Here is an 18463-nt window from a genome sequence, read left to right as displayed (position 1 = left end):
ACCGCCGACCGCGCAGACTGAAGACTAGCGACTGCAGTTCAGGTGATGTTACCGGCGCGTAGGCATGGGCAAGATGGTGCACCCGACGCGCTCAGCCATGATGAAGACCGAGACAGTGAGCTAGCCAGCGCGAGCGGAGAAGACAGGCGTGACGATCCCCTACCCCACCATCCAGCCGACCCCCGCCATCGCCGCGGTGACTCCGCCCTCGGGCGCTCCCCGGCCGCGGGTGACCTTCCTGGGAACTGGTTACCTCGGCGCGACGTACGCCATCTGCTACGCGGAACTGGGGTACGAGGTCCTCGGCTTCGACGTCGACGCCGACAAGATCGCAAAGCTGAACGCCGGCCAGGTGCCGATCCACGAGCCTGGCCTGGACGAGCTGCTGCGGCGCAACCTCGCCGCCGGCCGGCTCCGGTTCAGCACCGACATCGCCGAGACCGCCGACTTCGGTGACGTGCACTTCATCTGCGTCGGCACCCCGCAGCGGGCCGACGGCATGGGCGCCGACCTGTCGTACGTCGAGGCGTCGGTCACCAGCCTCGCGCAGCACCTGACCCGCAAGGCCCTGATCGTCGGCAAGTCCACCGTGCCGGTCGGCACCGCCGAGTGGGTCGAGCAGCTCGTCGACAAGCACACCCCCGACGGCCTGAACGTCGAGGTGGCGTGGAGCCCCGAGTTCCTCCAGGAGGGCTTCGCCGTCGACGACGTCCTGCGGCCCAACCGGATCGTGGTCGGCGTCAAGAGCGAGTGGGCCAACGGCATGCTCTACGCCGCCCACAAGGGCGTGTTCGACCTGGCCGCCACGGAGGACCGCGAGGTACCCCTGGTGGTCACCGACTTCTCCACCGCCGAGCTGGTCAAGGTCGCCGCGAACGCCTTCCTGGCCACCAAGATCTCCTTCATCAACGCGATGGCCGAGGTCTGCGAGGCCTCCGGCGGCGACGTCACCCAACTGGCCCGCGCGATCGGCTACGACCCGCGGATCGGCAACCGGTTCCTCCAGGCCGGTCTCGGCTTCGGCGGCGCCTGCCTGCCCAAGGACATCCGGGCCTTCCAGGCCCGCGCCCAGGAGCTGGGCGCCGGTGAGGCGCTGCGCTTCCTGCACGAGGTCGACCTGATCAACCTGCGCCGACGTACCCGGGTGCTTCAGCTCGCCGCGGACCTGCTCGGCCGCCGCTCGGGCCCGGCCGGCCCGGACTTCGCCGGCACCCGGATCGCCGTGCTCGGCGCCACCTTCAAGCCCAACACCGACGACGTCCGCGACGCCCCGGCGCTCGCCGTCGCCGCGCTGCTGCAGAAGGCCGGCGCCGACGTGCACGTGTACGACCCGCAGGGCACCGAGAACGCCCGCCGCGCCGTTCCCGAGCTGACCTACGAGGCCAGCATGAACGAGGCCGTCACCGACGCCGACCTGGTCTGCGTGCTCACCGAGTGGGCCGACTTCCGCAACGCCGACCCGGTCGCCCTGGGCGAGTTCGTCAAGGGCCGCAAGGTCGTCGACGGCCGCAACTGCCTCGACCCGGCACTGTGGACCCAGGCCGGCTGGGAGTACCGGGGCATGGGCCGCCCCTGACGGAACAGACGCCCACCGGCCGGTCATCGAGCATCTCGATGGCCGGCCGGTGTCGTTGTTTGCCCGGGACCCGCCGACAAGAGTCGAAATCCGCGCCAGCTTTGGGCATGCTGCGACAGTGGGAGTCCACAGTGCGGGTGGAGGGGTGTCGTGGCGACCTTTCAATGCTCCTCGTGCGGCCGGGAGATCAAGCCGGCCGTTCGATGCCCGCACTGTGGGGCAGATCAACCACAGTGGGTCGAGCACCTGGCCGACATTGAGCGTTCGATAGCGGAGATGAAGGCGCGCGACGCCGCCATCGCGCGCGAGCAGCGCCAGATCGCCGCCAAGATGCAGGCCGCGCTCTTCCAGCGGGACATCCTCGCCCACGCCGGCGAGGAGCGCATCAAGCAGGCCACCCGGCCACGCCGGGTGCTGCGCCGCCGTCCCGGCCGGCGGCCACCGACCGCCACCATGGGCGCGCCGCCCCGGGTGCCCCGCCAGGGCGCTCCGACCGCCCCGGAGGATCCGCCGCCCCCGCCCCGGGCCACCTGGCTGGACGTGGACGACCCGGAAAACCCGCCGGAGGCCTCCTCCCGCGAGGTGCAGAACATCCCTCTCGGGTTGGGTGCGCTGCTGCTCGGCGTGGCCGCGGTGGTCTTCGCCGCCGTGGCCACCAGTTCGATGGACGCGCTGGCCCGGCTGGGCATCCTGCTGCTGGCCACAGTGCTGATGCTGCTGACCCCCCCGGCGCTGGCCCGGCGTGGGCTCACCTCGACCGCCGAGACCATCGCCGCGGTCGGCCTGCTGCTGGTGCCGCTCGCCGGCAACGCCCTCTGGGCGGTGGACCGGATCGGCGCCGACAGCGGCTCCGGCACCGTCTTCGCCGGGGTGATCTTCGCGGTCACCGCCGTCGTCGCGTTCGGGTACGCCCGTTGGACCGGTCTGCGCGCGCCCCGCTTCGCGACGGTGCTCGCCGCGCAGCCGGTGCTGCCTCTGCTCGCGTACGACCAGATCACCGGCCCGGGCGGCTGGGCACTGGTGCTGGCCGTGGTCGCTCTCGTCAACCTCGGCCTGACCCGCTCCAGCGTGACAGTCGAACGCCCCGTCCGGCAGGACCTGCCATCGCCGGGAACGCCGTCGGCGCCCCGCCGACGCGATGCCGAGAGCCGGCCGGAGGGCGACCCGGAGGAGGCCGCCGAGCTGATCGACGCCGGCGCGGGCTCCGCCGACCCGGAGCCGGCCCGCCCGGTGCCCGGCCTGCCGGAGCTGACCTGGTTGCTGCACGCTCTGGCGGTCGCCGTCGCGCTGGCGTACGCGGTCACCGCCCTGTTGCGGGCACAGGCCGTGCCGACCGCGACCGGCGCCGGGGTGGTGCTGCTGCTGGCCGCCCTGATCGGGCTGGCCGGCGCGCTGGTGCTGCGTCGTCCGCCGCTGCCCGACGTGGCGGCCGGCGTCGTCACCCTGGCCGTGATCGGCGCGCTCAGCCGCATCGCCTCGGTGGCCCTCCCCGGTCGGGCGCTGCTGCTGATCGCGGCGGTCATCACGGTGACCGGGCTGGCGGTACGCGCCGTCCCGGAGGCGGCCCGACGTGGCCCGCAGATCGCGTCCGCGGTGGCCCTGACAGTCAGCGGTCTGGTGGTCGCCGGTGGCGCGCTGCGCGCCGGGGTGGCACCGGTACGGGCAGCGCTGCCCGCCTGGGACCCGGACCTCAGCCGGTACCCGGGCGAGTTGGCCGCCGCCGTCGGGCCGACCGGCTGGCAGCTCGCGGGGGCCGCGTTCCTGCTCACCATCGCGGCGGTGCTGGCCCTGCCCACCGAGATCCGCCGGGAGTTCGCGGTGGCCGGAGCGGCGCTGACGGCGCTCGCCGTACCGGCCTCGTTCGGTCTCGGCTGGGCGACGGCACCGTGGCCGATGGTGATCACCGCGATCGGCATCGGGGTCATCGGGCTCTCCGCCCGCACCGACCGGGCCGCTCTGGCGCACGCCGTCGGGGCGGCAGTGGTCGGCCTGTTCGGTGCGGGCGCCAGCCTGACCAGCCCCACCCTCACGGCCGCGGTCCTGATCACGCTGTTCGCGGCCGGCACGCTGGTCGCGCTGGCGCCCCGGATCCGGATCGCCTCGGCCGCCGCCGACACGGTAACCGCCTGGGCCGCCGGTGGCGCCGCGTTCGCGCTGCCCGGTGCGGTGGCCGCGTTCGTGGCCGCGACCATGCCGAAGGACCCGACCCCCACTCCGGCGAGCCTGCGAGAGGTGACCGTCCCGATCCTGGCGGCCAGTTTCCTGGCGGTCTGTGTGACCCTCGGCTACGCCGCCGTCGTGCAGGTCTCCCAGCGCCACATCCCCGCGCCGCTGTCGGTCGGCACCGGGCTGGGCGCGCTGGTGGTCACCGCCGCCGCGTTCGGGGCGCCCGGCGCGACCGTCGCCGACGCCTGGGTCGGCGCGCTCCTGCTGGTCGCCGCGGTCCTGCTCTTCCTGGCCCCCTCCATCGACGCCGGTCGTCGCGCCGACCTCACCCTCGACGGCTCGGACCTGGCCGCCGCGGCGGTCACGACCGCCCTGATCGCCACCCTGGTACGGATCGGGGCGGTCCTCGCCCCGGGCGCGCAGCTGGCGGTGGCCGCCGCCCTGCTCCTGGTGGTCGCCGTGGGCGCCCGCAGCATGCCCGAGGAGTGGCGACGCGGACCGATCCTCGGCCTCACCGTCGGCGGCGCCCTGATCGGGGTGCTCGCCGGCTGGTCGGCGGTGCGCGGTGGGGTCGGCGTGCTGGCCACCCCCGGCCCCATCTGGAGGGGCGACCTGAGCGACTGGCCGGCCGCCCCCGTCGGCGGTGCCACCTGGCAGGCGCCGGTCGCGCTGGCGCTGCTGGCCCTCGCCGCGGGCATTCTGCTCCCACCGCCGTGGCGCTGGGACGTGTCCGGGGTGGCGGTGGTGCTCGCCACCATCGGCGCGCCGGCCGCGTTCGATCTGGCCTGGTGGTCGCCGGTCCTGGTCGGCGGAATGGTCGCCACCGTGTTCGGCATGGCCGCGGTGGCCACCGAGGAGGCGCGCGCCGGGCTGTCCCGGGCCACGGTGGCCGGGGTCGTCGCGCTGCACGCCGCCGGTGCCGGGCTGGTCCGCCCGTGGACCACAGCCCTGGCGCTGGGCAGCATCGCTCTGATCGGCGTGGTGGTGGCCACGCTGGCCCGCGTTCTCGCCGACCCACAGGTCACCGACATCGACACCGAGGGGATGCCGCCCCACCTGGCGCAGATCGGCGGCGCGGCGATCGGTGCCGCCCTGCTGGCCCTGCCCGGTGCGGTGGCGGCACTGTCCGCCGAGTTCGAACACTCGGCGGAGGTGGTGCTGACCGCCGCGCTGGCGGCCACCAGCCTCGGCCTGGCCGCCGTGGCAGCGGTGCGGCGACAGGTGCCGCAATATCTGCCCTGGGTCAGCGTGGCGGTGGTCGGCGGGGCCACCATCAGCGCCCTCGCCGCCATCCCCACCGGCCTCGCCGCGGGCGTCTACGCGGCCGCTGCCGCCCTGCTCGGTGTGCTGGCCGAGCTGATCCGCGCGGCCACCGTGCCGCCCACCGGCGCCGCCCAGCCGGTCCGGCGCTGGGCGGTACGACTCGACGGCGCCCTACGGCGGCTGCCGGACGACCCGGAGCGACGACGGTGGCGGGTCAACCCGGCCGCCGGCGCGTTGGCCGCCGCAGCGCTACCGACCGCCCTGGCGCTCGCCTCGATCGGGCCGGCGCTGATCACCGCACTCGTCGAGCCGCACCGCACGCTGACCCGGATCTGGCAGGGCCCGCCGCCGGGGCTGCTCACCCCGCCGCCGGACGTGGTCGATCCGACCCACGTGCTGACGGCGCTGCTGCTCACCGCGACGGCCGCGCTGGCCGCCACCGGCTTCAGCGGCGGGCGACGGTCCCGGGCCGTGCCGGTGGTGTTGCCCGGGGCAGCCGTCACGCTGCTGATCGCACCCATCGCGCTGGGCCAGGGCTGGCCCGCCAGCACCATCGCCGCGCTCTCCGTCTTCACCATCGCGATGCTCGGTCTCGCGCTGACCCCACCACCGCCGCTGGTCGAGCGGGCCCGCTCGCTGCGGCTGGCCCGGGTGCTGGTGTTCGCCATCGGTCTGGCCGGTGGGAGCGCCGGGCTCGCCGGCAGCCTGGCCGACCGGCAGATGACCCTGTTCACCCTCGGCAGCGCGGTCGGGGTCGGCGCGGTGGCGGCGCTGTACGGCACCACCCAGCGGGCGCGCATCCTCGGCTGGCTCTTCGCCTCACTGATGGCGCAGCTCTTCGTGCTCACCGCCGGCCTGGTCGCCGGGCTGGCGGCGGTCTGGTCCGCGTTCGGGGTGCTGGCCGTCGGCGCCGTCCTCCAGGTGCTCGCCGCCACCCTGCCCCGGCTGCGCCGCCCCGAGTCGCAGCGGGAAGCCTCCACCGTGGAGTGGTCCGGCTACGCCGCCGCGCTGATCGCGTTGGCGCTCGCCTTCGACTCGCCCCGACACATCGCCGCCCTGCTGGCCGCCTGGGGCGCTGTCCTCGGCGTGGCGGCCACCCGACCCGGCCGTCGGCCGGTGGAACGCCGGATCCTGTTCTGGGCGGTGGTGCTCTGCGAGATCACCGCGTGGTGGATCCTGATGCGGGTCGCCGACGTCGCGCTACCCGAGGCGTACACGCTGCCGTTCGCCGCGCTTGCCCTCCTCGTCGGCGTCCTGGAACTGCGCCATCGACCGGACATGAGCAGTTGGGTGGCGTACGGTCCGGCGCTGGTCGCGGCGTTCGTGCCGACGCTCGCCATCGTGCTGGCCACCGAGTCCAGCACGATGCGGCAGATGCTGCTGTTGCTGGGCGCGGTCGCGGTGCTGATCTTCGGCTCGTCCAGTCGGCAGCAGGCCCCGGTGATCGTCGGTGCGTCGGTCACCGCGATCGCGGCGATCCACGCCCTGTTCAGCCTGGGCCCGTGGCTGGCGCTGATCCCGGTGGGCATCCTGCTGCTGGTGCTCGGCGCGAGCAACGAGCGCCGCCGCCGCGCCCAGGAACGCCTACAGACCGCCCTGCGCGGCATGAGATGAGTCGGAGGGTCACGGCGGTGTGGGTGAGTGGGCGCGGTGAGTGTGCCGGGCTCGCGCGTCACCCGCGCCCATCTCGCGCGATCTTGCACTTTCTGTTGTGGCATAAGGGATGAGAGCCGCGAAACAGCGACCGAAAGTGCAAGATCGCGGGTGCGGTGCGGTGCGGTGCGGTGCGGCGGGGTCGCGGGAGGGCTAGCGCAGGGTGGCGTGGAGGGCGGTTTCCTTGTCTGCCACCAGCTTCTCCAGGTCCTGCTGGTAGGTCGTCATCTTGGCGCGCAGGTCCTCGTCGGTGGCACCGAGGATCCGTACGGCCAGGAGGCCGGCGTTGCGGGCGTTGCCGATCGACACGGTGGCCACCGGAACCCCGGCCGGCATCTGCACGATGGACAGCAGCGAGTCCATGCCGTCGAGGTGCTTCAGCGGCACCGGCACCCCGATCACCGGCAGCGGCGTCACCGAGGCGACCATGCCGGGCAGCGCGGCGGCACCCCCGGCCCCCGCGATGATCACCTTGAGACCCCGGTCGGCGGCGTCGCGCCCGTACTCGATCATCGCGACCGGAGTCCGGTGCGCCGAGATGATCCGCACCTCGTACGCCACCCCGAAGTCGTCCATCACCTCGGCGGCGGCCCGCATGGTCGGCCAGTCCGAGTCACTGCCCATGATCAGCCCAACCGTGCTCACTGCGGCCCTCTCGTCGTCGGCGAAATCGTGGCTCACTCGTGGCCCTCGCGCAGCCAGCGCGCGGCCCGTGCCGCCCGCGCCCGCAGGTCGTCCAGGTCGTCGCCGAGCACCGTGACGTGCCCGATCTTGCGGCCGGGTCGCACCTGCTTGCCGTACAGGTGCACCTTGGCACCCGGCTCGGCCGCGAAGAGGTGGTGCAACCGCTCGTCGATCGACATCCCGCCCGGCTCACCGCCGAGCACGTTCGCCGAGACCACCACCGGGGCGGTCAACGCGGTGTCACCCATCGGGTAGTCCAGCACGGCCCGCAGGTGCTGCTCGAACTGTGAGGTCCGGGCACCCTCGATGGTCCAGTGCCCGGAGTTGTGCGGACGCATCGCCAGCTCGTTGACCACGATCGCCGGGCGACCGGCGTCGTCACGCACCTCGAACAGCTCCACCGCCAGCAGACCGATCACCCCGAGCGCGGTGGCCAGGTCGATGGCGAGCTGCTGGGCGGAGACCGCCAGCTCCTCGTCCAGGCCGGGTGCCGGGGCCAGCACCTCCACGTTGATGCCGTCGCGCTGCACCGTCTCCACGACCGGGTACGCGGCCACCTGGCCGAACGGCGAGCGAGCCACCTGCACGGCCAGCTCCCGTCGCAGCGGCACCCGCTCCTCCACGATCAGCCGGGTGCCGCCAGCGAGCAGGGTGGTTGCCAGCTCGGTGGCCTGAGCGGCGTCGTCGACCATCCAGACGCCCCGACCGTCGTACCCGCCCCGGGCCGCCTTCAGCACCACCGGCCAGCCGACCTGCTCGCCGAAGCCGACGAGGTCGGCGGGCTCCCCGACCGGCCGCCAGGCCGGGTTGGGCGCGCCCAGCTCGGTCAGGCGTTCCCGCATGACCTGCTTGTCCTGAGCGTGCAGCAGCGCGTCCGCCGGCGGGTAGAGGGGCACCCCTTCCGCGGCCAGCGTGCGGATGTGCTCGGAGGGCACATGCTCGTGGTCGAAGGTGACGACGTCGCAGCCCTTGGCGAAGGTACGCAGGGCGGCCAGGTCGGTGTGATCGCCGTACTGGACGTCGGCGGCGACCAGCGCCGCACCGTCGTCAGGGGCGGTCGCGAGCACACGCAGTGACTGGCCGAGGGCGATCGCGGCCTGGTGGGTCATCCGGGCCAACTGGCCGCCACCCACCATGCCGACAACTGGCAGACCGGTACGGGAATCCATAGCGCGGCCAGCCTATCCGGGCCGCCGACGCGCCCACCCGGAGGGCCGGCGATCCACCTGCGCGGGCGCGGGGAGGACCACCCGGCGGGCGGCGCGACGACTACCGGGCGTGGCCGTGCTGTCCGCCCAGCTCGGCGATCAGCTCCTCGACGGAGGTGACCGGCCGTTGGCAGACGAAACCCCGGCAGACGTACGCGGCGGACCGCCCCTCGACCAGCGGACGGTCGGCGAGCAGCGGCACACCCGGCTGGTCCGGCCGCCCGGCGACGACCACCGCTCCGGGTGGGGCATGCCGGCGGGCGGCGGTCACCAGCGGATCGCCGGCCGGGTCGTCGGTGACCACGGCGATCTCGTACGGCCCGGAGAGCAACGCCTCGCCGACCATGGCCGCGTACCCGGTGAACCGGGGGTGCTGCCCGACGATCGGCGCGACAGTGCCGAGGGCCGCTTCGGCTGCCTCCCGGTAACGCGTCTCCCCGGTCAGCGCCGAGTACGCCACCAGCCCGGCGATCAACGCCGACCGGCCCGACGGGGTGGCGTTGTCGGTCGGGTCGGCCGGGCGGGCGACGAGCCGTTCCGCGTCGTCGGCGGTGTCGTAGAAGGCCCCACCGGGGGCGGCGAAGCGCGCCAGGGCGGTGTCCAGCAGCTCGCCGGCCACGGTGAGCCAGCGGCCCTCGCCGGTGAGCTGGTGCAGGGCGCAGAAGGCCTCGGCCACGCAGCCGTAGTCCTCCAGGACACCGGCCGGCTCGCCGACCTTGCCGTCCCGGGAGACCCGGCGCAGCCGGCCGTCCACCAGGTGCACGGTGGCCAGGTGCTCGGCGGCCTGGCGCATCGCCCCGTCGGCGACGATGGTGATGCCGTCCATCAGGTTGGCGTCCTCGTCCTGCGGGGACACGTTCCCGGCGGCGACCTGCTGGAACTCGGCGAGAGCGGTGATCGCCAGGCCGTTCCAGGCGGCCACCACCTTGTCGTCGAGGGCCGGCTGCGGGCGGGTGTCCCGGGCGGCGAGCAGCCGTCCGACCACCTGCTGCCAGCGGGCACGCACCTCGGGTGCGGCATCGTCCACGTCCCGGGCGAGCCGCAGCACGCTCATGCCGTGTTCAAAGGTCCCCTCGTCGGTGACGGTGAACAGGTCGGCGGCGAACCGGCCGTCCTCCTCGCCCAACGCCTCGACGAGTTGGGTGGGAGTCCAGGCGTAGGTGAGCCCTTCGACGCCCTCGGTGTCGGCGTCCAGGGCGGACGCGAACCCCTGCCCCGGCCGGTGCAGCTCGTCGGCGAGGAACCGGGCGGTGTCCCGGGCCACCCGGCGGGCCAGCGGGTCGCCGGTGAGTCGCCACAGCTGGGTGTAGACCCGCAGCAGCAGCGCGTTGTCGTAGAGCATCTTCTCGAAGTGCGGCACCGTCCAGTGCGCGTCCACCGAGTACCGGGCGAAGCCGCCCGCGAGCTGGTCGTAGATGCCGCCCCGGGCCATCGCCTCGGCGGTGTGCCGGGTGATCTCCAGGCTGGTCGGGTCGCCGGTGCGCTGGTGGTGGCGCAGCAGGAAGAGCAGGTTCATGTGCGGCGGGAACTTCGGGGCCCCGCCGAACCCGCCGTTCGTGGCGTCGTACTCGCTGGCCAGCTTGGCGGCTGCGGCGTCGAGCAGCGGGGCGTCCAGCGGGGCGGTGGGGCCGCCCACGGCCTGCGCGCCGCCGATCGCCTCGACCACGGCGGCGCCCTGGCCGAGCACCGCCTCGCGCTGCTCCCGCCAGGCGGTGGCGACCGACTCGAGCAGTTGGATGAAGTTGGGTCGCGGGAAGTAGGTGCCGCAGAAGAACGGGGTGCCGTCCGGGGTGGCGAAGACGGTCATCGGCCAACCGCCCTGGCCGGTCATCGCCTGGGTCGCGGTCATGTAGACCGCGTCCACGTCCGGGCGCTCCTCCCGGTCCACCTTGATCGACACGAAGTTGTCGTTCATCAGGGCGCCGACCTGCGCGTTCTCGAACGACTCGTGCGCCATCACGTGGCACCAGTGGCAAGCCGCGTAACCCACGGAGATGAGCACCGGGACGTCCCGGCGCTTCGCCTCGGCGAACGCCTCGTCCGACCACTGCCACCAGTCGACCGGGTTGTCAGCGTGCTGGAGCAGGTACGGGCTGGTGGCGTCGACGAGTCGGTTCACCTGACGACCATAGCCAGCCCCGGCGCGGACCGCGCGGCCTCCACCCGGACGTCCCACCCGAGACCGGTCGGCCCCAGGCCACGCCGGACGGTCAGGCCACTCCGGTCGGCCCCAGGCCACGCCGGACGGTCAGGCCACTCCGGTCGGCCCCAGGCCACGCCGGACGGTCAGACCACTCCGGTCGGTCAGGATGCGCCGGTCGGTCAGGATGCGCCGTCGGCGCGGAGCCGGAACACGTTCGACTCCGCCGAGTCGCGCAGCGACCCGAGCACCGCGCCGATCTTGTCGGCCGGCATCGGCTTGAAGAAGTGGTAGCCCTGCGCGGAGGTGCAACCCAGCTCGGCCAGGGCCATCCGCTGCTCGGCGGTCTCGACCCCTTCGGCGACCACCCGTAGCCCCAGCTCGTGGGCAAGGCCCACCGTCGTCCGGACGATCGCGGCGGCCTCCGGCGAGTCGGCCATCCGGATGACGAAGGAGCGGTCCACCTTCAGCTCGTCCACGGCGATCCGGGTGAGGAACGTCAACGACGAGAAGCCGGTGCCGAAGTCGTCGACAGCGAGTTGCACGCCCATCGACCTCAGCGTCGCCAACACCTCGTCGATGACCTCCAGCTCGCTCATCACCACCGTCTCGGTGATCTCCAGGACGAGCCGGTGCGGCGGCACCTGGTGGCGGCGCAACGCGTCGGCGATCTCCACCGGCAACCGGGGGTCCAGCAGGCTGCGCGCCGACAGGTTGACCGAGATCGGGACGTCCAACCCCTCCCGAGCCCAACCGGCGGCCACGCTGAGCGCCTTGTTCAGCACGTAGCGGGTGAAGGTGCCGAGCTGCTCGCTGTTCTCCACCGGCCGGATGAAGTCGGCCGGGTTCAGCCACCCCCGCCGGGGATGCTGCCACCGGATCAGCGCCTCCACCCCGGTCGGCGCACCAGTGGCCAGGTCGACCGCCGGTTGCAGTGCCAGCACCAGCTGATCGTCGACAGTCAACGCCTCACGTAGCTCGGCCAGCAGGGCGAGCTGGTCGGTGCTGGCCGCGTCGCGCGCGCCGTCGTACGCGGCGACGTTGCCGCCGCCCTCCTTGGCCTGGTACATCGCGATGTCGGCCCGACGCAGCAGCTCGGTCAGGTCAGCGGTGCCGGCGGCGGCCACCACCACACCGACGGAGACCTCGATGGACATCCGTACGCCGGCCACCTCGGTCGGCGCGGCCAGCCGCTCGGCGATCTCGCGGGCCTGGCGCAGCGCGTGGGCCATCGGGGCGGCCCGGTCGCCGAGCACCGGCACCGCCGTGAGCAGGAGGGCGAACTCGTCACCGCCGAGTCGGCCGAGCAGGTCCCCGGTGCGGACCAGCGCGTTGAGTCGGTTCGCGGTCAGCCGCAGCAGTTGGTCGCCCGCCGCGTGACCGAGGGTGTCGTTGACTTCCTTGAACTGGTTGATGTCCAGCAGCAGCAGCGCCACCGGGTGGTCGTGGCTGAGCTGTCGCAGCGACTGGTCGCCCCTGCTCAGCATCGCCGCCCGGTTGGCGAGCCCGGTGAGCGGGTCGTGCACCGCGTCGTACGACGAACGGGCGGTCACCAGGCACAGCTCGTGGTGGGTAGCGGCGTCGTGCAGCGCGGCGGCGAGCGCGTCGCCGAACGCGGCCACCGCGTCGCGTTCCCGGGCGGTGGGCGGGGCCGAGCGGGGGAACCGCACCCGCAGCCGACCGACCGGCGCGGCACCGACCGACAGCGCCCGGCTCAGCTCGTGCTCGTCCGGTTCGGACTGTTCCGGTGGTCCGGTCTCGCGGTCGACCAGTTGACCGCCGGCGTCGCCCCGGTAGCGGTGCCACCGGCCGTCGGGCCGGGCCACGTCGACATCCACCAGTTCGGCGTTGAACAGCGTCAGCGCTCCGGTGACCGCCGCGCTGGCCACCCCCCGCTCGTCGAGCTGGTTGAGGGCCGCGGTGGCCTCGGCGAAGGCCCGCCAGGTGCGGCGCTCCTGATCCGAGCGCAGCCGGTAACGGTAGGTCTGCTGCAGCAGCCACAGCAGCGGCGGCAGCAACAGCAACCAGCGCGGGTCGAGCTCCAGCAGCGCGACCACCACGAGGCCGACCGCCACGTTGCCGACGAACATCAGCAGCTTGCCGCGCAGCGCGGCGAGCAGCGGCGGCCCGATGGGCAGGCCGTGCCGCAGACCCACCGTCACGCCGCCGAGCCAGGCGGTCACCAGGAGGTACGTCACCGAACCGGCGATCACGGCCAGCGCCAGCATCGGGGTGGGCGCAGAGAGCAGCGGCCGCCCGAGCGCGGTGGTCACGGACACCGCCAGTGCCGACGCGGCCGCGAGCGACGCGGCGATCCGGACGATCTCCAGGGCCGGACGGCGGTCGTTGTGCAGTGACAGGATCGTCCAGGCCAGCCCGGTGCCGAGCAGCGTGGCGGACGGGAGCCAGCCGGCGGGGGTCAGGTAGAGGCAGACGATCAGGGCCGCCTCGCCCCAGGTGATGCTGACCATGCCCGCTGGCGAGCGGAACCGCAGCCGGGCGAACTGGGCGAGGGCGAGGACGGCGACGGCGATGCCGAAGCGGGCCGGACCGCCGAGGGGGTCGTCGGCCGGCAGCCGGACCGGGAGGGTCAACCCGACCACCGCGGCGGCCACTGCGGTCACCGTGACGGCGGCGGTGAGCACGAGCAGCCGGCCCGGTGTGCCACGCACCCCGAGCCGATCGAACGGGTCGTCGGCCGGACCGGAGGTCATCGACCTCCCCCGTCAGCCGACCGACCGACGTCGCGGCGGGCGGCCGGTGCTGTGCTGGTCATCGGCGCCCCCTCCCGCACACGGCTCGGAGACTTTTGGTCCCCCCGGCGGAAGGCTAAGCCAAACCGGGTGGCCGCAACAGGGGGCGACCACCCGGTTCGGCGTGATTCATGCGCCGGCTACCCGTTCAGGTGCTGCTGGTGCCCGTTGGGAGCGGGTGTGGATGAATCCCGCCCCCCGGTCCCGTCTGTCGGATCGACGACTGACGCATCGGCCCTGGTCGGGTCGGCCGCCCCGGACTGCTGGGGGAAACGGTCCGGCAGACGGCGCAGCCGAGAGTTCATGTTGCGGATCAGCAGGATGGTCGCGGTGGCCAGCAGCAGGATGAGGAACAGGCCCATCGGCCCGGCCAGACCACCCGTGCGGGTGTCCCCGAAGTTGTTCTCCGCGAGCACCTGGGCAGCGGTCAGCATGGCGTTCCTCCGAAGTGCGGTTGGTAACCAGGGTAGCCCTGCCGGGAATCAGCGCGCGTGCGCCGTCTCCCGCACCCCCGCGAAGAGATCAGACTCGGGCAGCGGGCTGTCGACCATCGAGCGGGCCAGCTCGTAATCCTCGGTGGGCCAGGCGCGTTGCTGCAACTCCATCGGGACGTGGAACCAGAAGCCGTCCGGGTCGACCTGGGTCGCGTGGGCGCGCAGCGCGTCATCGCGGACCGGGAAGTAGTCGGCGCACTCCACCCGGGTGGTGATCCGGGGGCCCTTGTCGGGCCGATCCTCCCACCGCTTGAGCCACTCCTCGTAGGGCGACTCCAGCCCGGCGGCCAGCATGCCCTCGTGCAGCGCCATGATCTTGCCCTTGGAGAAGCCGATGTCGTAGTAGAGCTTCAGCGGCTGCCAGGGCGCGCCCAGCTCCGGGTAGCGCTCCGGGTCACCGGCGGCCTCGAAGGCGGCCACGCTCACCTTGTGACACATGATGTGGTCCGGGTGCGGGTAGCCACCCTCCTCGTCGTACGTGGTGACGACGTGCGGACGGAACTCACGCATCAGCCGCACCAGCGGACCCGCGGCGACCTCGACGTCCTGAAGGGCGAAACAGCCCTCGGGCAGCGGCGGCAACGGATCGCCCTCGGGCAGGCCCGAGTCGACGAAGCCCAGCCAGGCCTGGTCGACACCGAGGATCGCCCGCGCGGCGTCCATCTCGGCCCGCCGGATCTCACCGATGTTGGCCCACACGTCGGGCCGGTCGAGCTTGGGGTTGAGCACGCTCCCGCGCTCGCCGCCCGTGCACGTCACGACCAGGACGTCCACCCCCTGAGCGACATACTTCGCCGTCGTCGCCGCGCCCTTGCTCGACTCGTCGTCCGGGTGCGCGTGCACGGCCATGAGACGCAGTTGCTCTGCCAACTTCGGCGCTCCTCGTCTGTGCCGGACGGTGGACCCGACCGGGCTCAACCGGCTGACCTGCCGGGATCTTCTCGCCGCACCCTGTCGCCGGCCAGCAGCGCCAGGCATGACCTGCCATTCCTGCCGCTGGACCGGGTGGGAGGATGGGGCTCTGTCATTCTTGCCGATGCCGCCGACAACAACGCCAGGAGATACCCGCCGGTGACCGAGACGCACGCCACAATTTCACCAGCTGCGCCGGAATTCCCGGCCGGGCGCTACGGCCGGCGTCGGGCACCGGGCGGCAAGCGCCGCCGTACGCTGCTGGCCGCGCTGGCGCTGCTGGCGCTGGTGGCGACGCTGACCGTGATCTCGTTCCGGCTCTACCGGCAGTACGGCGACCCGGTCTACGACGCACAGGTGATCACGTACACCGACATCACGGACAAGCAGGTGCTCGTCCACTTCCGGGTGACAGTCCCGCCGGGTGGCTCGGCGGTCTGCGTGCTGCGGGCCCGGGACCGTGCCGGCGCCGAGGTGGCCCGCGAACAGGTCACCGTGACCGCCGCCCCCGGGGATCGGCACGTCACGACCCGACACCGCCTGGCCACCACCGCGCGGCCGTTCATCGGCGAGGTGCTGCGCTGCCAATCACCGTCCTGAGCTGCCCGAACAGCACTGGAAACGCTGTCGATCGAGCGCCTACCGCGGGTGTCGGATCCGGACACCGGCGGTGATGGCCGACACCCTGTGTCGTACCGCACTGGTAACTTGGTAGTTCACCTGTCAGCCAGCCACGCACAACTGAGGAGAACGCCTGTGTCCACTGGCAACGAGGCGCCCGCCACCTGGCTGTCCCAGGACGCGTACGACCGCCTCCAGGCCGAGCTCGACGAGCACATCGCCAACCGTCCGGCGATCGCAGCCGAGATCAACGCTCGGCGCGAGGAGGGCGACCTGCGGGAGAACGGCGGCTACCACGCCGCCCGCGAGGAGCAGGGCAAGGCCGAGGGTCGCATCCGCTACCTGCAGGAGCTGCTGCGCACCGCGAAGGTCGGCGAGGCCCCGTCCGCCGACGCGGTGTCGCCGGGCATGGTGGTGACGATCTACTTCGACGACGACACCAACGACACCGAGACGTTCCTGCTCGGTTCGCGGGAGATCGCGGCCACTACCGACCTGACCGTCTACAGCCCCGAGTCCGCGCTGGGCAAGGCGATCCTGGGCGGGCGAGCCGGGCAGACCTGCACCTACACGGCACCCAGCGGCGCCGACATCAAGGTGACGGTGGTCAGCTTCGAGCCGTTCTCCGGCTGACCCGTCGCCGACAGCGGCCGGCCGGGTTGACCGAGGCCGGCACCGAGACACCGCGTATCCGAGGCGTGGCACCTACCGGTGTCACGCCTCGGCTGCGAAGACCACCTGATAGCCGCTGGCCCGCAGGGCGCTGATCAGCGTGTCCGAGTGTTCGACGCCCCGGGTCTCCACCGACAGCGCGACCTCCACCTCGCCGAGGCTGAGGTGCGGGTTGGCCCGCTGATGCTCCACGTCGACCACGTTGGCCCGGTGCTCGGCGATCTGGCTGAGCAACGACGCGAGCTGCCCCGGCCGGTCCGAACAGCGGACTGTCACCCGCAGGTAGCGACCCGCGGCGGCCAACCCGTGCTCGATCACCCGCAGCATCAGCAACGGGTCGATGTTGCCGCCGGAGAGCACGGCGACCACCGGCGTCTCCACCTCGACCACGCCGGCCAGCAGCGCGGCGACCCCGACCGCCCCGGCCGGCTCGACCACCTGCTTGCCGCGCTCCAGCAACATCAGCAGGGCCCGGGAGATGTCCTCCTCGGAGACCGTGACGATCTCGTCGACCAGCTTGCGCACGTGGTTGAAGGTGATCTCGCCGGGCCGGCCGACCGCGATGCCGTCGGCGATGGTGGCGAAGGCGGGCAGCCGGACCGGTTCCCCGGCCACCAGTGAGGGCGGGAACGCCGCCGCGCCGGCCGCCTGCACACCGATGATCCGGACGTCCGGTCGCACTGCCTTGACGGCCACCGCCATGCCCGAGATCAGACCGCCGCCACCCACCCCGGTGATGATCGTCTTCACGTCCGGGCACTGTTCGAGGATCTCCAGCGCCACTGTGCCCTGTCCGGCGATCACGTCGGGATGGTCGAACGGGTGGATCAGCACCGCGCCGGTGCGCTCGGCGTACGTGTGCGCGGCGACAAGCGACTCGTCGACGGTGTTCCCGGCCAGCTCGACCTGCGCGCCGTACCCCTTGGTGGCGGCCACCTTCGGCAGCGGCGCGTTGACCGGCATGAAGACGGTGGCGTGCGTGCCGACCAGGCCGGCGGCGAGGGCCACGCCCTGCGCGTGGTTGCCCGCGCTCGCCGCCACCACGCCGCGCTCCCGCTCCGCCGCCGACAACCGCGAGATCCGCACGTACGCGCCCCGGACCTTGTACGAGCCGGCGCGCTGCACGTTCTCGCACTTGAGCCAGGTCGGCCCGCCCAGGGCCGCGCTGAGCGGGCGGGAGGGCTCCAGCGGGGTGGTGCGGGTGACCCCGGCGAGCAACTCCCGTGCGGCCCGCACGTCGTCGAGACCGACCAGTTCCGTCATGCCCCGATCGTGCCACCCGCCGCCGCGGCCCTCGGCGGCGACACCGGTGTCGACAGGACGGACCGGCTGGCTCGATCGCCACGTCAGTCCGCCGCGCACCCGGTTGATCCACTCGACGGTCCTGATGTCGCGGTGTCAGCCTCGCTGCGACACCGCGACATCAGCGAACCCGAGTGGATCATGCCCGAGGTGACCCCTCCAGCCCAGGAACGGCCGGAGCGCCCGGAGCGGTCGACGGGGCCGGAGCGGCCGGCGGGACCGCGTCACCCGCCGGGACCGGGACGGCCGGCGGGACCGGGACGGCCGCCGGGACCGGCGGGACCAACGGCGCGGGCGGCATCTCCGGCAGCACCGCGCCCGGCCAGACCCCGGCGGTCTGCCACACCGGCAGCGCGCGGGCGATGCGGGCCTCCTGCGCGGCGGAGATCCGCTGGATCAGCAGGTACAGCGTCACCGCGGCGACCACGCACGCCACCGAGGGCACGATGTTGCGCAGCAGTGAGTCCCGGTAGTAGTCGACGTACTGCTGGTAGCCGCCGTCGGTGGTGGGGGTCTCCGGCAGCTTGTTGTAGGCACCGTCGTCGAGGCGGCTGACCAGTCGCTCGCCGAGGCTGAACACCAGCCAGGAACTCCACCAGACGGCCACCAGGGTCGGGGTGAACCGCCGCCAGAGGCTGTCGCGCGCCACGGCCGCCATCACCCGGGCCGGCACCACCAGGTTCGCGAACGGCACCAGCCAACCGGCGATCGCCCATCCGGCCCCGAGCGTCGGCAGCGCGCCCGGGAAGGCGTCGGTGTTCTTGCGTGCCCGCCACATCCAGATGATCACCAGCACGGCGGCGGTGAGGTACGCGACCACCATGGGCAGCGACGACACCACCTGCATGATCAACGCGGCGACCAGCAGCTCAGGGTCGTTGTCGACCTTGGCCTGCCGAGCGAGGGCCATCCCGACCAGCGGGGAGAGCGCCACCACGAGGTAGAGCACGGCGGTCGCGCCGACCGCGATGCGGGCCGCCAGACCGATGCCACGCACGCGGTACGTCGGCAAGCCGGGA

General features: G+C 73.1%; 12 protein-coding genes. 4 read left to right on the top strand and 8 right to left on the bottom strand.

Features of this window, described 5'->3' with window-relative positions; genetic code table 11:
• Positions 1-148: 148 nt before the first annotated feature.
• Together ACX27O_RS05680 and ACX27O_RS05675 are read left to right on the top strand one after the other, a co-directional pair.
• Positions 149-1576 (top strand): UDP-glucose dehydrogenase family protein, encoded by a 1428-nt coding sequence (locus ACX27O_RS05680; RefSeq protein ID WP_030337957.1) that lies wholly within the window; start codon positions 149-151, stop codon positions 1574-1576.
• 150 nt (positions 1577-1726) lie between these two features.
• A complete protein-coding gene (locus ACX27O_RS05675) occupies positions 1727-6619 on the top strand; it encodes an SCO7613 C-terminal domain-containing membrane protein (RefSeq protein WP_030337956.1) in 4893 nt (1630 codons plus the stop codon).
• A gap of 192 nt (positions 6620-6811) precedes the next feature.
• On the opposite strand, the gene purE is transcribed toward ACX27O_RS05675, so the two are convergent.
• The 6 genes from purE to mca form a co-directional block, all read right to left on the bottom strand.
• On the bottom strand, positions 6812-7303 hold the full coding sequence (gene purE / locus ACX27O_RS05670) for a 5-(carboxyamino)imidazole ribonucleotide mutase (protein WP_210863298.1): 492 nt from the start codon (positions 7301-7303) through the stop codon (positions 6812-6814).
• A gap of 32 nt (positions 7304-7335) precedes the next feature.
• Entirely contained in the window at positions 7336-8511 is a 1176-nt protein-coding gene (locus ACX27O_RS05665) for a 5-(carboxyamino)imidazole ribonucleotide synthase (protein ID WP_210863297.1), read from the bottom strand.
• 100 nt (positions 8512-8611) lie between these two features.
• Complete coding sequence (locus ACX27O_RS05660) at positions 8612-10669, bottom strand: thioredoxin domain-containing protein (protein WP_358127639.1); 2058 nt, start codon at positions 10667-10669, stop codon at positions 8612-8614.
• 203 nt (positions 10670-10872) lie between these two features.
• Positions 10873-13404 carry a putative bifunctional diguanylate cyclase/phosphodiesterase gene (locus tag ACX27O_RS05655; RefSeq protein WP_458939018.1) on the bottom strand — a complete coding sequence of 844 codons (2532 nt, stop codon included), beginning with the start codon at positions 13402-13404 and terminating at the stop codon, positions 10873-10875.
• A 179-nt stretch (positions 13405-13583) separates the two neighbouring features.
• Entirely contained in the window at positions 13584-13877 is a 294-nt protein-coding gene (locus ACX27O_RS05650; RefSeq protein WP_030337951.1) for a hypothetical protein, read from the bottom strand.
• Between the two features lie 48 nt (positions 13878-13925).
• Complete coding sequence (mca, locus tag ACX27O_RS05645; RefSeq protein ID WP_030337950.1) at positions 13926-14807, bottom strand: mycothiol conjugate amidase Mca; 882 nt, start codon at positions 14805-14807, stop codon at positions 13926-13928.
• Between the two features lie 201 nt (positions 14808-15008).
• On the opposite strand from mca, the gene ACX27O_RS05640 reads away from it, so the two are divergent.
• Together ACX27O_RS05640 and greA are read left to right on the top strand one after the other, a co-directional pair.
• Positions 15009-15449: a DUF4307 domain-containing protein gene (locus ACX27O_RS05640; protein ID WP_210860908.1), complete on the top strand. Its 441-nt coding sequence runs from the start codon at positions 15009-15011 to the stop codon at positions 15447-15449.
• Between the two features lie 156 nt (positions 15450-15605).
• Positions 15606-16103, top strand: a complete 498-nt coding sequence (gene greA / locus ACX27O_RS05635) for a transcription elongation factor GreA (RefSeq protein ID WP_030337948.1) — start codon at positions 15606-15608, stop codon at positions 16101-16103.
• An 81-nt stretch (positions 16104-16184) separates the two neighbouring features.
• Here the strand turns inward: greA and ilvA are convergent, their stop codons facing one another.
• Both ilvA and ACX27O_RS05625 read right to left on the bottom strand, forming a co-directional pair.
• On the bottom strand, positions 16185-17405 hold the full coding sequence (gene ilvA / locus ACX27O_RS05630) for a threonine ammonia-lyase (protein ID WP_458939017.1): 1221 nt from the start codon (positions 17403-17405) through the stop codon (positions 16185-16187).
• A gap of 178 nt (positions 17406-17583) precedes the next feature.
• A complete protein-coding gene (locus ACX27O_RS05625; RefSeq protein WP_458939016.1) occupies positions 17584-18456 on the bottom strand; it encodes a DUF4328 domain-containing protein in 873 nt (290 codons plus the stop codon).
• Positions 18457-18463 lie beyond the last annotated feature (7 nt).

It is taken from the genome of Micromonospora sp. SD19, from assembly GCF_054462275.1.
Note: the sequence above shows the minus strand (reverse complement) of the source record. Positions and strands in the feature narration are given on the sequence as shown.